Origin of the sequence: Lentibacillus populi, assembly GCA_014642895.1 — a bacterium.
Classification (GTDB): domain Bacteria; phylum Bacillota; class Bacilli; order Bacillales; family Amphibacillaceae; genus Lentibacillus_C; species Lentibacillus_C populi.
The window spans coordinates 34,077-47,897 of the sequence record BMJD01000004.1; the positions used below are offsets into that span (position 1 = coordinate 34,077).

General features: G+C 40.9%; 16 protein-coding genes. 1 reads left to right on the top strand and 15 read right to left on the bottom strand.

Annotated elements, in window-relative coordinates:
* Positions 1–143: 143 nt before the first annotated feature.
* The 4 genes from bshA to IEX12_RS04240 form a co-directional block, all read right to left on the bottom strand.
* Complete coding sequence (bshA, locus tag IEX12_RS04225) at positions 144–1,262, bottom strand: N-acetyl-alpha-D-glucosaminyl L-malate synthase BshA (protein WP_088050440.1); 1,119 nt, start codon at positions 1,260–1,262, stop codon at positions 144–146.
* A 530-nt stretch (positions 1,263–1,792) separates the two neighbouring features.
* Positions 1,793–2,200: a methylglyoxal synthase gene (gene mgsA / locus IEX12_RS04230; RefSeq protein ID WP_088050441.1), complete on the bottom strand. Its 408-nt coding sequence runs from the start codon at positions 2,198–2,200 to the stop codon at positions 1,793–1,795.
* A 9-nt stretch (positions 2,201–2,209) separates the two neighbouring features.
* The gene (gene dapB, locus IEX12_RS04235) at positions 2,210–3,007 is read right to left on the bottom strand and encodes a 4-hydroxy-tetrahydrodipicolinate reductase (RefSeq protein ID WP_088050442.1); all 798 of its coding nucleotides are present in this window, start codon (positions 3,005–3,007) and stop codon (positions 2,210–2,212) included.
* Positions 3,008–3,038: 31 nt separating this feature from the next.
* On the bottom strand, positions 3,039–3,383 hold the full coding sequence (locus tag IEX12_RS04240) for a nucleotide pyrophosphohydrolase (RefSeq protein WP_088050443.1): 345 nt from the start codon (positions 3,381–3,383) through the stop codon (positions 3,039–3,041).
* Between the two features lie 233 nt (positions 3,384–3,616).
* On the opposite strand from IEX12_RS04240, the gene IEX12_RS04245 reads away from it, so the two are divergent.
* A complete protein-coding gene (locus tag IEX12_RS04245; protein ID WP_088050444.1) occupies positions 3,617–4,489 on the top strand; it encodes a YitT family protein in 873 nt (290 codons plus the stop codon).
* A 59-nt stretch (positions 4,490–4,548) separates the two neighbouring features.
* Here the strand turns inward: IEX12_RS04245 and IEX12_RS04250 are convergent, their stop codons facing one another.
* From IEX12_RS04250 to IEX12_RS04300, 11 genes are all read right to left on the bottom strand, one after another.
* Positions 4,549–5,235: a zinc metallopeptidase gene (locus IEX12_RS04250; protein WP_088050445.1), complete on the bottom strand. Its 687-nt coding sequence runs from the start codon at positions 5,233–5,235 to the stop codon at positions 4,549–4,551.
* A 68-nt stretch (positions 5,236–5,303) separates the two neighbouring features.
* The gene (locus tag IEX12_RS04255; RefSeq protein ID WP_088050446.1) at positions 5,304–5,567 is read right to left on the bottom strand and encodes a sporulation protein YpjB; all 264 of its coding nucleotides are present in this window, start codon (positions 5,565–5,567) and stop codon (positions 5,304–5,306) included.
* A 72-nt stretch (positions 5,568–5,639) separates the two neighbouring features.
* The gene (gene lhaT, locus IEX12_RS04260) at positions 5,640–6,221 is read right to left on the bottom strand and encodes a lipoprotein heptaprenylglyceryl N-acetyltransferase LhaT (protein ID WP_088050447.1); all 582 of its coding nucleotides are present in this window, start codon (positions 6,219–6,221) and stop codon (positions 5,640–5,642) included.
* A gap of 91 nt (positions 6,222–6,312) precedes the next feature.
* Positions 6,313–7,089 carry a menaquinol-cytochrome c reductase cytochrome b/c subunit gene (locus IEX12_RS04265; RefSeq protein WP_088050448.1) on the bottom strand — a complete coding sequence of 259 codons (777 nt, stop codon included), beginning with the start codon at positions 7,087–7,089 and terminating at the stop codon, positions 6,313–6,315.
* A gap of 20 nt (positions 7,090–7,109) precedes the next feature.
* A complete protein-coding gene (gene qcrB, locus IEX12_RS04270; RefSeq protein ID WP_088050449.1) occupies positions 7,110–7,784 on the bottom strand; it encodes a menaquinol-cytochrome c reductase cytochrome b subunit in 675 nt (224 codons plus the stop codon).
* Positions 7,785–7,790: 6 nt separating this feature from the next.
* On the bottom strand, positions 7,791–8,303 hold the full coding sequence (locus tag IEX12_RS04275; RefSeq protein ID WP_088050450.1) for a QcrA and Rieske domain-containing protein: 513 nt from the start codon (positions 8,301–8,303) through the stop codon (positions 7,791–7,793).
* 144 nt (positions 8,304–8,447) lie between these two features.
* Positions 8,448–8,909, bottom strand: a complete 462-nt coding sequence (locus IEX12_RS04280) for a YpiF family protein (protein WP_088050451.1) — start codon at positions 8,907–8,909, stop codon at positions 8,448–8,450.
* Between the two features lie 152 nt (positions 8,910–9,061).
* Positions 9,062–9,637, bottom strand: coding sequence for a ReoY family proteolytic degradation factor (locus tag IEX12_RS04285; protein ID WP_188724729.1), 576 nt, complete (start codon positions 9,635–9,637; stop codon positions 9,062–9,064).
* Between the two features lie 23 nt (positions 9,638–9,660).
* On the bottom strand, positions 9,661–10,923 hold the full coding sequence (locus tag IEX12_RS04290; protein WP_102415162.1) for a tetratricopeptide repeat protein: 1,263 nt from the start codon (positions 10,921–10,923) through the stop codon (positions 9,661–9,663).
* A 443-nt stretch (positions 10,924–11,366) separates the two neighbouring features.
* The gene (gene aroA, locus IEX12_RS04295; RefSeq protein WP_155554711.1) at positions 11,367–12,659 is read right to left on the bottom strand and encodes a 3-phosphoshikimate 1-carboxyvinyltransferase; all 1,293 of its coding nucleotides are present in this window, start codon (positions 12,657–12,659) and stop codon (positions 11,367–11,369) included.
* A 49-nt stretch (positions 12,660–12,708) separates the two neighbouring features.
* Positions 12,709–13,812 carry a prephenate dehydrogenase gene (locus tag IEX12_RS04300; protein WP_088050456.1) on the bottom strand — a complete coding sequence of 368 codons (1,104 nt, stop codon included), beginning with the start codon at positions 13,810–13,812 and terminating at the stop codon, positions 12,709–12,711.
* Between the last annotated feature and the right edge of the window lie 9 nt (positions 13,813–13,821).

The following is a 13,821-nucleotide window of genomic DNA, read 5'->3' on the forward strand; positions in this document are numbered from 1 at the left end:
CCCTTTTTTAGTGGCATGTTTCCTTTATCTCCTACGGTAGGAATGTTCGGTTAAAACCGCCGCTTTGCGCGGCAACACCGAACCACCCTGCTTGGCAGGGCGCAGCACATACGCCGCTAAACGGGCGCTTGCGCCTTTGTTCTTTATAAAACACGATTATATAACGCCGTATATGCTGCAACAATTTTGTCGGAATGAAACTCGGTTCTCGCACGTTTTAGTGCATTAAGGGAAAATTTCTCAAGCATTTCCTCATCCTGCAATAACCGGATCGCATATGATGCTGCTTGTTCCACATCGCCCAGTTCAACAATATAACCTGTTTCATTATGTTTGATTACTTCAGGAACACCACCGACGTTTGTCCCAATTCCAGGTACTTCACACGACATCGCCTCAAGCAGCACGAGTCCAAAGCTTTCCTTTTCGGATAATAACAATTTTAAGTCAGATATGGACAATAATTCGCTAACATTCTTTTGTTTTCCCAAAAATAAAACGTGATCATCCAAATGTAACTTGACCACTAATTGACGTGCCTCTGAATATTCAGGACCATCCCCAACCAAGAGTAATTTTGCCTTTACATGTTTCGTTACGATAGCAAACGTTTGAATGACATCCTGGACCCGTTTCACTTTGCGAAAATTGGAGATATGAATGATTACTTTTTCATCCGGCTTTATCCCATATTGCCGTTTAACTGTTGTGCGTTCGCGTTTATGGTATTCTTTTTCATTGACAAAATTATAAATGACTGAAATGTCTTTGTTGATACCAAGCATATCAGCAGTTTGCTTAACCAGACTATGGGAAACGGCGGTAACAGCGTCCGATTGTTCGATTCCATGCTTAATCATTTTTTTGAATGTTCGATCAATCCCTAAAACGGTGATATCTGTCCCATGCAATGTTGTGACAATCTTCACATCACGATTGGCAATTTGCTTCGCCAGTATCGCGCAAATGGCATGCGGCATGGCGTAATGGACATGTAATATATCCAGCTCCTCCTGATCAATAACCTCTGCCATTTTACTTGCCAGGGCAAGATCATACGGTGGATATTGAAATACAGGGTAATGATTAAGTTCAACTTCATGATAAAATAGCTTCGGGTGGATGTGATCAAGCCGAAAAGGCAGACTTGATGTAATAAAATGAATCTCATTCCCTTGCTCTGCAAGAAGGATACCCAATTCCGTTGCAATGACACCGGAGCCACCGACTGTTGGATAACACGTAATTCCTATTTTCTTCATGATTCCCGATCCTTTTTCTCAGTATAATTTTGAATATAAATGAGGCCTATTCTACTCACCGCAGTGCAGACCACGTCCGGCTCCAGCGCTAAAGCTGTAGTGGACTTCCCTCACCTCCGTACGATAAGTCAACATCGGTTCGGGTAGGAAGGGAGGCCGACTAAAAGCGGGCTTTGCGCCCAACTCACGTCTACCCCTTTTTTAGTGGCATGTTTCCTTTATCTCCTACGGCAGGAATGTTCGGTTAAGACCGCTGCTCCCGGCAGCAACACCGAACCACCCTGCTTGGCAGGGCGCGAGTCCTCTAGTCGCTAACCGGGCGCTTACGCCTTTGTTCTTGTCTAGGAAATTATAAAATTTGGTGGCTGTGGATAACTTAATAACCGGATAAGCCACGTCCGGCTCCAGCGCCCAGCGGCTAGTATGCTTCCTTCACCTTCGTACGATAAGTCAACATCGACTCCCTTTGGTCGTCGTGTTTCCTTTATCTCCTACGGCTCAGTCCAGCATATACGCCGCTAACCGGGCGCTTACGCCTTTGTTCTTTTAACGATTTCCCGCCACTGAAAATCGCCGCGTTCCAGTGCCCGAACAGTGATTTCAGCTGCTGCCAGATTGGTTGCTAATGGGATTAAATGAACATCACATAAACGCATCAAAGCACTGACATCTGGTTCATGCGGCTGTGCAGTTAACGGATCCCGGAAAAAAATCACCATATCCATTTCGTTGTTGGCAATCATCGCACCAATCTGTTGATCACCACCGAGCGGGCCCGATTGAAACCGGTGAATTCGCAAATCGGTTGCTTCATTGATTAATTTGCCAGTCGTACCAGTTGCATATAAGTTGTGCTTTTGTAAAACATGTTTGTATGCAATGCTAAAACTAATAATATCTTGTTTCTTTTTGTCATGGGCAATTAATGCGATATTCATCCCTTTCACCTACTCTAATATGTTTTCCAGTCCATATACTAATTCATCCAGGTTCATGACTTGATTAACCGCAAATTTGATACCGGCCATAAATGAACCGCGGTTATAGGAATCATGTTTAATTGTCAAGGTTTGTCCAGAACCGCCAAACATAACTTCCTGGTGTGCGACAAGTCCTGGTAACCGGACACTGTGGATACGCATTCCATCCATTTCCGCACCTCTTGCACCAGAAATTGTTTCCGTTTCCTCAGGATGTCCTTGCTGTTTAGCTCTGCGGGTTTCCGCAATCAGCTGTGCTGTTTTAATTGCCGAACCGGATGGCGCATCCAGTTTCTGATCATGATGCTTTTCGATAATTTCTACATCAGGGAAATGTTTTGCCGCCATTTTGGCAAATTGCATCATTAATACTGCACCAACAGCAAAATTTGGCGCGATGAGACATCCTGTTTTCACTTCCTGAGCGATTTGGGTTAATACTTCAATTTGCTCATTCGAAAGGCCCGATGTACCGACGACCGGCCGGATGTTATGATTCAATGCTTGCTTCGTATGTTCAAATGCAGCACCAGGAACAGTCAAATCAATGAATACATCTGCTTGTACCTGACCGAAGCATGCTACTGCATCTTCAAAAATTGGTACATCCAAATTGGGTAATCCTTCGACATCCTTCATCTGACTGCCGCCATTTATCCGATCAACACACGCAACCAGATTAAACGAAGCTTCATTTTCCACCATGTGGATTGCTTCTGATCCCATTTTGCCTCTTGGTCCTGCTATGATTATTTTTATGGTCATGTATTCAACCTCCTGTAAATTTTCTAGAACGTCACTGCCTGTCCTTTCTCGTCCACCGATCCTTATCCCGTGTTTCGATTTTGCTGATCGACCTTTCGAAAGCTTCTGAAAGGTCGATGTCAAGTGAGTTTGCAAAACAAGATAAGACAAACAAAATATCGCCAAGCTCTTCTTCTACTGTATTTTCCTGTTCACTAAGCTTCTTCGGCTTCTCCCCATAATAATGATTTACTTCCCGTGCCATCTCTCCCACTTCCTCGGTCAGACGAGCCATTAAACTTAATGGAGAAAAATAGCCTTCTTTAAATTGTGATATGTAAGAGTCGACACGTTTTTGTATTTCTTTCGTGCTATATATTGGTCCTTCATTAGCCATCGTTATTCTCCTCTTATTTATTAATCTTCTTTCATGTTAGCGGAAAACGTACTGGTTTGACAAATTATTTATTTCCCCTTTAGGAATTTTAAGGCTTTAAACACCATTTCGATGGTGTTATTGACTATAAGTTCGCGTTCACAAGGCACCGCTTATCATTTGGTGACTTGTTGAACATCCTCTATAATAGAAAAAGTGTATTGATTGGTTTTTTAAGATAGGAGGTTTTCATGATGGTCTTCGGTTTAAAAATAAAAAATATCTTTTTTATTCTAATTGGTTCCGCTATTTTCTCGTTTGGAATTGTCCACTTTAATATGCAGAATAACCTTAGTGAAGGCGGATTTACTGGGATAACATTACTTTTCTATTTTTTATGGAACTGGGATCCGGCCATAACGAATTTAGTTCTTAACGTACCAGTGTTTTTCGTCGGATGGAAATTTCTTGGGAGGACTACCTTTTTATACACGATTATCGGAACGGTTGCAGTATCATTATTCCTAAGTATTTTTCAAATTCACCCGTTCTCCATTAAATTACAATCCGATATGACATTAGCTGCATTGTTTGCCGGGGTTTTCATCGGGATTGGTCTGGGAATTATTTTCCGGTATGGTGGGACGACTGGCGGAGTTGATATTATTGCCAGGATTGTTCACCGGTATGCTGGATGGAGTATGGGGAAGACAATGTTCATGTTTGACTTCACGGTGATTACAACGTCCGTCCTTGTCTATTTGGATCTTGTCGAAGGGATGTATACACTTGTTGCCGTATATATTGGTGCAAGGGTAATTGACTTTATCCAGGAAGGTGCTTATGCAGCACGGGGAGCAACAATCATATCTGGCCACAGCGAAGAAATTGCGAAAAAAATTATTACCGATATGGATCGAGGCGTTACCGCTTTGGCAGGTAGAGGCAGTTTCACCGGGGAATCACGGGACGTGCTCTATTGCGTTGTTGGACGAAATGAGATTGTCCGGTTAAAAGGGATCATTGAGAGCGTTGATCCGCATGCATTTGTAGCAGTCAGTTCGGTGCATGATGTTGTTGGCGAGGGATTCACACTGGACGAGAATAAAAATCCGATTAATAATTAAATTTACTAAGATATGTTTGTTGAACATAAAAATGGATGACAGATACCTGTCATCCATTTTTAATCTTGACTTGCTGTATACATCAGAATAAACCGGATTAATTCCGCAACTGCAGTTAATGCAGCAGCCACATAGGTTAATGCAGCAGCACTTAAAACTTTTTTCGTTTCACGCTCTTCAGTATTTCGGATTATCCCTGTTGATACTAACTGCTCCATCGCCCTGCTTGATGCATTATATTCGACCGGCAATGTAATGACTTGAAACAGCACAGCAGCTGAGAAAAAGATAATTCCGAATAGAAATAAGTTTGACATGCTAAAAATAATCCCGGCAATAATTAAAAAGAACGATGCATTTGAACCGAAACTAGCTATAGGTGCCAGTGCACTTCTAAATCGTAAAAATGCATATTCTTCTGCGTCCTGGATGGCATGCCCCACTTCATGTGCAGCAATTGCTGACGAAGCCATTGATTGGCCATGAAAATTGCCACTGGAAAGTCTTACTACCTTTTTCCTTGGGTCATAGTGGTCGGAAAGAAATCCTCTTGTTTCCTGTACTTGTACATCGTAAATACCGTTATCATGCAAAATCTTTTGGGCCACCTGAGCACCCGTCATCTGTGAGGATGTTGGTTTTTTTGCATATTTTTTATATGTGCCTTTTACTCTTGATTGCGCCCACAACGGGATGATCATTAACAACGCAATATAAATAATATATCCACCAAATCCAGCGAACATTTGCATTCCTCCATCTAATTATAAAAAATCTATCTTAAGGTCAATTTTAGTCAAAAACAGCCCAAAAGTCAACTGTCAGGTCCTTTTTTTGTCCGCTTTTTTTCTTCCCCCTTATACTTGCGAAAACTGACATAGGATAAGGTTATCGCAATTAAACCGCCGACAATGGCAATGATCCAATAAAATAATGTCATATCATTGGTTGTCTTTACATCCGTTATATTCGTGCTGATGGTTGCTTGCATTGCAGCAGTGATGTTCGGTAAAAAAGCCAAAACCCCTATGATCAAGCCAATAAAAAGCGCTGTATAAACAACTCTCAGATGCTTCATAGAGATCCCCCCGCATACATCTTCTAACAATAATGTATGTGGCTGATTACGGATTTATAACGGACAAATTCATTATCTTGTTGTACTATTCTTCCCTTTAACCGTAAGTAAATACGCAATCATAATCGATAAAACACTAAGCCAAAATGTAAAGTAACCGATTTCTTTCATGTAAATTGTTAATGAACCATACATTGGCATCATTCCAAAAACGTAATCAATGATATCATTATGCAGGGTCCAAACAGCGGCAACTGCAATATGCCGTAATCTGATTTTATAAAATGGGGCATAAAGCAAACCCTGTATTGCCATAGCACCATGTGAGGCGATCAGCATATACCCCTGCCAGCTTAAACTTCCATCGATATATAATGTTAACAGGTTCATCACGACAGCCCATATTCCGTATTTAAATAGTGTGATGATTGCCAGTGCTTCGATATAAGGTGCGTTTTTCCTGATTAAGAAGAAAAAAAGGACGATTGTAAAAAATAAACTTGCTGTTGGACTATCCGGAACGAAAATCAGAAATATTGGTGGCGTTATGGCTAGCTGCTGCTTATACCAGATATATCCGTAAATTGTACCAAGAAAATTGATAATAAATAAAAAAAGAATAAACTTTCTGTCCTGTAATATGTATTTTACCATTATTTGCGATCCTTTCTATCCATACAAGAATGGAAAAAGACACCTTCACCATTCGATATGGCAAAGGTGTCTAGGACAATGTCTTGATTATTTACTTTGCTTGCTCGTTAACTGAAACGATAAAATCTGCTAATTGTTGCAATTCTTCATCGGATCCCTTGAATATACCTGGAGGCATATCGCCAGTACCTTCTTGCGCAATTTTCTTGATTTCATCAGCAGAATGATCAATCCCCACTAAGGAAGGTGCAGAAGCGCCACCTTGCAAATCATCCCCATGGCAAGACGTACAGTTGTCTTGGAACACTGCATAGCCTGGGTCATCTTTATCAATATCTACTTGAACGGTTGGTTCCGGTTTATTTGCTTCGGCACGGGCTTCCCAGTCAACATGTGAAGATGATTCATATGTCAACCAAACGACAGATGCTACGCCAAGCAGCATCATACCGACAGCAATCGGACGCTGATGTGGTCTTCTCCCAGGTCCACGATCCAAAAATGGTGCCAATAGTAAGCCGCCGAACGCAAGACCCGGAATGACAATAATACCAAATAGAACATATGGTCCGCTCGCGAAATCATATTTTAACAATTCATACAAGAATAAGAAATACCAATCTGGTAATGGTATATAACCCGCATTTGTCGGATCTGCCATTCCTTCCAGTGGTGAAGGATGTGCAACTGTTAAACAGAGAAATCCAACCAGGAATACAGCACCAACCAGCCATTCTTTTAATAAAAAGTTGGGCCAAAAAGCTTCTGTTCTTCCAGGATATTCTGAATAATCTTTCGGAATATTTGGTTTCGTGTCAGCCGAAATTCGCGAATCGCCAACAAATTTCATTCCTTTACCCTTATGCACAGCTTTCCCCTCCTTTTATTTTATAGTGGTCCGGAAATTCCTTGTTTACGTATTAATAAAAAGTGAACAGCCATTAAGGCAAATAGCGCCCCTGGTAAGAAAAATACGTGAATGGCAAAGAATCGCGTTAGCGTCTGAGCACCTACAATACTTACATCACCGGCTAATAGCGTTTTTATCCAATCACCAATAAATGGCACTTGTCCGGCAATATCAAGTCCAACCTGTGTTGCAAAATATGCTTTATTATCCCATGGGAGTAAATATCCCGTGAATCCAAGGCCGAGCATACAGAAGAATAATAATACCCCAACCATCCAGTTAAGTTCACGTGGTTTTTTATACGCGCCTTGGAAGAACACGCGCAATGTATGTAAAAAAAGCATTACAATTACAACACTTGCGCCCCAGTGATGCATACCTCTTACTATCTGCCCATGAGCCACTTCTGTTTGTAAGTAATAAACAGATTTCCATGCATTTTCAATATCCGGAACATAATACATGGTTAGAAACATTCCGGAAAGTATTTGTATTACTGTAACGAAAAATGTTAAGCCCCCAAAACAATATACAAAAGCTGAAAAATGGTGTGCAGGGTTAACGTGTTCCGGTACTTCGTGATCCGCAATATCGCGCCATAAAGGCGTAATATCTACGCGTTCATCAATCCAATCATACATTTTCTGCAGCATATTCTATTACGCCTCCCCTTGTGGTTTTGCTTCGCCAAGGAACAACATTCCATCTTTTATTTTCGTTTCATAAACGTCAAGTGGAGCATTTGGTGGTGTGTGTGGAACATTTACCCCATCCTTCGTATAACGCCCTCCGTGGCATGGGCAATAAAACTGATCCGGAAATTCTTCACTGCCTTCCCACGAAACAAAACAGCCAAGGTGCTTACATATTGGGGAAAGTGCGACAACATCACCATTATCATCTTTATATACCCAAGCCGCTTTGTCGACTTTAGATTCATACCATGCATCAACCTGATCAATTTTCCAGTCGACACGCTGTGGTTCATTAGTAAGATCATCGACAGCTATTTTAACATTTACTAACTCACCTGCTGCTGATGGCTGCAAAACTGGATCAACTGCCATCCGTAACATTGGCACAAGCATACCAGCTGCCATAAATCCACCCACACCTGTTAACGTATAATTAAGAAATTGCCGACGGGATACTTGTTGCTTCTTTTCACTCATGATTTTCCCCCCTCTATTCATTTTACTCGGGACTTTATTAATCAGATTACTAGGACATTACCATGATAGCGCAAACTGTTTGTCCGGTCAATATATATTCCCTATTGTAACAAAAGTTTCGCAATATGCTCTCCAAACGATTTTCTATGACCAATAGGATTTGATTAATTCACTAATCTGATTCACCTGATCGTTAACAAAAGTACGCATTTCTTGTGAATGGATATCACCCGTTTTGATGCCAGGCAGCCAGATTAGCGTTCCATCCAGCAGTTGTTCATGCTTCTTCCATTTAGCGTCAAAGGTGACAAAGAATACATGCTTGAATGGCTGTGCTGTAATTTCCTTAACCCACAAATTCAGCCGTTTTACTTCAGCATCTTTTATTTCCGATGGTAAGTAATAATAATTCGGAACTAATAACACTCTCCCGGTTAACTCCTTTTCTATTTCTTTCGTAAAAATAGTTAATACTTCTCCTTGAAATGCACCAATATCAATACTTGCATCCTGTGACAGCTGAAATGGAATCAGTGGAATAATAACGGTATCAACATATTCCTTTGCCTGTATGTATTGCTGTAAATCCTGTTTGACCCACTGCATAGTAAAATCAGCCTTTCTCTTTATTCTTTTACAAAAGGATAAAAAATATAAGTGCGTGTTCAAAAAGTCGCCGCTTATCATTTGGTGACTTTTTAAACATCCTAAAATGTTGTTCTTCTAAATCTTATCCTAAACAGGTAAAAAAAATCAACCTATTGCTTCAACAGCTTAGGTTGATTCTTATTAGCGGACTCCAAATTATGTAACTTTTGCACCAGTTCTGCGAATTTTTGCTGATCTTTCTCATCCAGAGCCTGGTCAATTTCCTTTTGGAGCATGCTTCGCCGGTAATCATAAACCGTTTTATCCAGCAGCTGTTTCGCTAGCTCCTGATCCTTTTTCGTAATAAAGTAGTCTTCCGGTACAAAAGGATTATCTTCTAAAACGGCAACATAAAGCGCATTTTGGTTGGAATTGCGAAAATTCAACTGAATAAATAAAGGTTCCTGTTGATTTAAGCGAATATCATGAAATGATTTTTCCGCGTCGGTTGTGACTAATTGACTTTTGTAAAACCGGAATGGCACCTCGTTGGAGCAGTGGCTGCTCATAATGATTGCCCGCGGACAAAACCTGGCACCCCTTATAAAGTGAACATTTGTCAATATGTCGTCATGATTGATTAAATAATTAAGAATCCAAACACTTTCACGCTTTTTTAATTGATAATGATTTAAAAACCACTTAATAAAACTCTTTTTATCGTTTACGGAAACAGGAGTTTGCATTGTCTACCTCCTTTAATAGCCATTTATGAATCTGTTGCTTCGCTTAGGCGATTGTAAAATTCTTCAACCTCATAATCTTCTGGTTGCTGATGCAAATATGTTTGAAAAATTGGCAGTGCTTCTGCTACCCTCCCTTCTTCCGTTAAAAAGTAAGCAAACTCTTTTAAAAATTCACTGTCTTTATTAAGGCTATTATATGCTTCCCGGTAATGATTTAATGCATCTTTATACGATTCTGTTTGATTGTATGCTCTTGCCAATTCCCACTCGTATAATGGGTCTTCAGCACCAGTTTTTTTAATCTCTTCCAGCAGTTCAATAATTTTCGCATCATCATTTTTTGTTTTGAACATTTCAATGAGAAAAAGAACCGCTTCCTTGTAGTCCGGATCTAGCGCAATTGCTTGTTGAACCCATTTTTCACTTTCTTTGTCATCATTTAACTGATGGGCCAATGATCCTGCATAAAAGAACAGTTCCTTATTAAATTCGTTAGCCTGCAAGCCCTTTTTGGCCGTTTTATAAGCACTTTCGGGCATCCCCTCTTCTTCATAAACCTTGGCCAGCTGATAATATACAGTGTGGTAATATGGGTCAATCTCAATTACTTGCTCCCATGCTTTAATCGAAATGTCTTTTCTTCCAGCCTGGTATGCAGTAAGCCCATATTTAAATAATGTATCCGAATCCTCATTATCGACATCCTGATAAATGGCCAGGGCTTCCTCATATTCTCCAATTCCGGCATAACATTCAGCTAAACGTTCAGGAATCGACACATTCGCCATTTCATTTGTTAGACCGATTACTTTTTCATAATACGTCATTGCTTTTTTATAATCTCCTGTTGAAAACAGTAATTCACCTAATGCGAAATTGATAATAGGCTCTGTCGGATTCAATTGCTTTGCGGATAGCAATTTCTGTTCCGCTACTTCAAATAAACCTTGGGCCTGATACAAATCTGCCAGTTGAATTAATGCTTCCAGGTAAGATTCGTCATCCTCCTGTATATCATTCAGCAGGTTAATGGCTGCTTCATCATTTTCAAGCTCGGTATAAATATCGGCAAGCATGACTTTAATTTCACTTTCCTTTGGGTATTGCTGTAATAACTCCTGCAAGATATTGCTCGCTTCCTGGAGAAACCCCCATTGGATAAAGAGTTCCGCAATAGTAAAACGTTCTTCCTCATCAGCCACTGGCAAATAATCTTCCAATAGGGCAATTGCTTCATTGCTTTTTTTATTTTCCATTAAATGAACGGCTTTCATTATCGTTTCCAAACTGGTACATCCTTTCCGGCAACAAACTGATTACAGTAAAAGAGGATGGTCAAAAAGTTGCCAAACGGTAAGTGGTGCATTCCGAAGTTGACTCACTTCCAAATTTAGCAGTTGTTTGAACACGCCTGTCACATAAATTTTATCATAGATTGAAAAAGAATCCACATAAGCGGATTCTTTCTTATAAGATAAGAAAAGTATATAAATTTAGGCTTTATTCTGCTCTCAGCAGAGTAGGCTACGTCCGGCTCCAGCGCCCAGCGACTAGTGGACTTCCCTCGCCTCCGTACGATAAGTCAACATCGGTTCGCATAAGGAGGAAGGCCGACTAAGTACGGGCTTTGCGCCCAACATCGGCATACCCCTTTTGCAGGGGCATGTTTCCTTTATCTCCTACGGCTCAGTCCAGTCCATACATCCCTAAACGGGCGCTTGCGCCTTTGTTAACGATGTAAAGCTTTTTCCAAATCGGTAAAAAAACCGGGGTAGGAAACCGCAATACTGGAGTCATCGTCCAAAATTACATGGTCTGTTGCGATCAGTGAGGCGATCGCCGCCATCATGGCAATTCGATGGTCATGAAACGAGCGTACATTTCCCCCATGTAATGTTGTTTTACCATGAATGACCATACCATCCTTCGTTGCTTCGATATCAGCCCCGAGGAGGCTTAACACTTCCATAACAGCCGCAATCCGGTCTGTCTCCTTATACCGTAATTCCTCGGCATCACGGATAATAGTCGTTCCCTCAGCCTGTGTTGCCAATAAAGCAATAATCGGAATCTCGTCAATTAACCGCGGAATAAGGTCCCCTTCAATAATGATGCTATTTAATTTACTATAGGCAATGGTAACATCACCAATTGTTTCCCCACCAGTAATTTGTTCGTTACGAATTTCTACCGCTCCACCCATTCGCTGCAAAACATCCAATATGCCTGTCCGTGTTTCATTAAGCCCAACATTTTTTATTGTCAATTCACTTCCTGGTACAATCGAGGCTGCAGCAAAAAAGAAGGAAGCAGAAGATATATCGCCAGGTACGTAAATATCGGTTGCTTGCAATTTCTGGTTGCCAGTGATGGAAATGACACCACCATGCTGCTTAACATCTGCCCCGAAAGCTTGCAGCATATTCTCCGTATGGTCTCTTGTCCTCGTTTGTTCGATAACTTCCGTTGTTCCTTCAGCTAACAGTCCTGCTAACAATACTGCTGATTTTACCTGCGCACTTTTAACAGGAAGTGTATAGCTTATTCCTTTCAGTCTTCCTCCTCTAATTGCTAACGGCAGGTAATTACCGTTTTCACGTCCGTCAAATACAGTCCCCATCTGTTTTGCCGGTATTAGTACCCGATCCATTGGCCTTTTTGTCAGTGAAGGATCCCCATAGACAGTTGTAAAAAATGGTAATCCGGATAGGAGTCCAATCATGAGCCGGGCGGTTGTACCAGAGTTACCAAAATATAACGGCTCAACCGGCTCGCTTAAGGAATCCATCCCTCTTCCACGGATGATAAGCGTTGTATTGGTTTTTTCGATTGTCACACCAAGCGCTTGAAATATCGCAACGGTCCTGAGACAGTCTTCACCATCGAGGAAATTACGGACGGTCGTCACTCCGCTTGAGATTGCTCCGAAAATTACTGAACGATGTGAAATCGATTTATCACCAGGCACTTCCACTACACCTGATAAAGGTTTGTGACTTGGTTCTAGTTCTTTGACACCCATTCATCCAACACTTCCTTCTTTTATCAATCGTAAATGTTCTGTCTTCCGTTTATTCATCAATGATGACATCATATCCCTTTTTCTGTAAAATGCGGCAACCATCCAGACGGCCTGTTTCGGTTGGAAAACTAAGCCGTAAGACACCGGTCATACTATCTCTTATTTCTAATATCTCAATATTCTTGATACTGATACTTTTTGCCGCAAGGGTTTGGACAACAGATGCAATGGCGCCAGACTGATCTGGAATATCAACATACAGATCATGAAAGGATGGAATGGCCCCTTTATCTTCCTTCCCAAGGCCATCCCGATATTCCTTTGCCTGCTGCAAATAGCTGACCATTTGCTTCGTTTCATTTTGTTCGAGCAGCAGTTTCAGTTCCGTCATTTCTGTTATCCATTCACCTAATAACTTGGACATTTTATTACGGTTATGATAAAAAATATCCTGCCACATTTCCGGATTACTGGATGCTATTCTAGTAATATCACGAAATCCTCCGGCAGCAAGCTTTGGAATAAACGTATGCGTGTGTTCCCATTTTTTCGCCTGGTGAACGAGTGATGACGCAATCAAATGCGGAAAATGGGATATTACTCCAGTCATTTCATCATGTTCATTTGGATTCAACATAATAAAATTACTTTTTGTCGCTTTTAATAGATTTTTAAGCTTTTCGACATGGGTATTGGTACTATTAACCAGCGGGGTTAATACATATATGGCATTTTCAAACAAATGAACCTTGGCAGCCATAATCCCTTTTTTATGTGACCCTGCCATCGGGTGCCCGCCGATAAAAATGATCTTGTCATTCGTTAATTGCCTTGCAGCCATCATGATTGAGCTTTTCACTGAACAAACATCCGTCATGATAATTGGATGATCAAGCGAAACAGCGTCTATTTGCTGCATAATCGTTATTGTCTCAGAAATAGGTGTCCCCAGGATGACAACATCAACTTGTTTTACCGCATCGGTAATAGATGTACAAGCTTCATCGATTATTCCATTCATACAGGCAAATTCAATCGTTTTGTCATCTGTATCATAGCCAATGATATGACAATTATTCGATTGTGCAATTACTTTCGCCAGGGAACCGCCGATTAGTCCAAGCCCAATAACTAGTACTCTTTGTTTTGCCATTAAATCCCC

Bases quoted from the DNA above. Each gene is read 5' to 3' on its own strand.
- qcrB (WP_088050449.1), bottom strand. From the start codon at position 7,784: ATGCTGCAGAAAATGTATGATTGGATTGATGAACGCGTAGATATTACG.
- IEX12_RS04255 (WP_088050446.1), bottom strand. From the start codon at position 5,567: ATGAAGCATCTGAGAGTTGTTTATACAGCGCTTTTTATTGGCTTGATC.
- IEX12_RS04280 (WP_088050451.1), bottom strand. From the start codon at position 8,909: ATGCAGTGGGTCAAACAGGATTTACAGCAATACATACAGGCAAAGGAA.
- IEX12_RS04240 (WP_088050443.1), bottom strand. From the start codon at position 3,383: ATGGCTAATGAAGGACCAATATATAGCACGAAAGAAATACAAAAACGT.
- aroA (WP_155554711.1), bottom strand. From the start codon at position 12,659: ATGGGTGTCAAAGAACTAGAACCAAGTCACAAACCTTTATCAGGTGTA.
- IEX12_RS04250 (WP_088050445.1), bottom strand. From the start codon at position 5,235: ATGTTCGCTGGATTTGGTGGATATATTATTTATATTGCGTTGTTAATG.
- dapB (WP_088050442.1), bottom strand. From the start codon at position 3,007: ATGACCATAAAAATAATCATAGCAGGACCAAGAGGCAAAATGGGATCA.
- lhaT (WP_088050447.1), bottom strand. From the start codon at position 6,221: ATGGTAAAATACATATTACAGGACAGAAAGTTTATTCTTTTTTTATTT.
- bshA (WP_088050440.1), bottom strand. From the start codon at position 1,262: ATGAAGAAAATAGGAATTACGTGTTATCCAACAGTCGGTGGCTCCGGT.
- IEX12_RS04285 (WP_188724729.1), bottom strand. From the start codon at position 9,637: ATGCAAACTCCTGTTTCCGTAAACGATAAAAAGAGTTTTATTAAGTGG.
- mgsA (WP_088050441.1), bottom strand. From the start codon at position 2,200: ATGAATATCGCATTAATTGCCCATGACAAAAAGAAACAAGATATTATT.
- IEX12_RS04300 (WP_088050456.1), bottom strand. From the start codon at position 13,812: ATGGCAAAACAAAGAGTACTAGTTATTGGGCTTGGACTAATCGGCGGT.
- IEX12_RS04275 (WP_088050450.1), bottom strand. From the start codon at position 8,303: ATGAGTGAAAAGAAGCAACAAGTATCCCGTCGGCAATTTCTTAATTAT.
- IEX12_RS04245 (WP_088050444.1), top strand. From the start codon at position 3,617: ATGGTCTTCGGTTTAAAAATAAAAAATATCTTTTTTATTCTAATTGGT.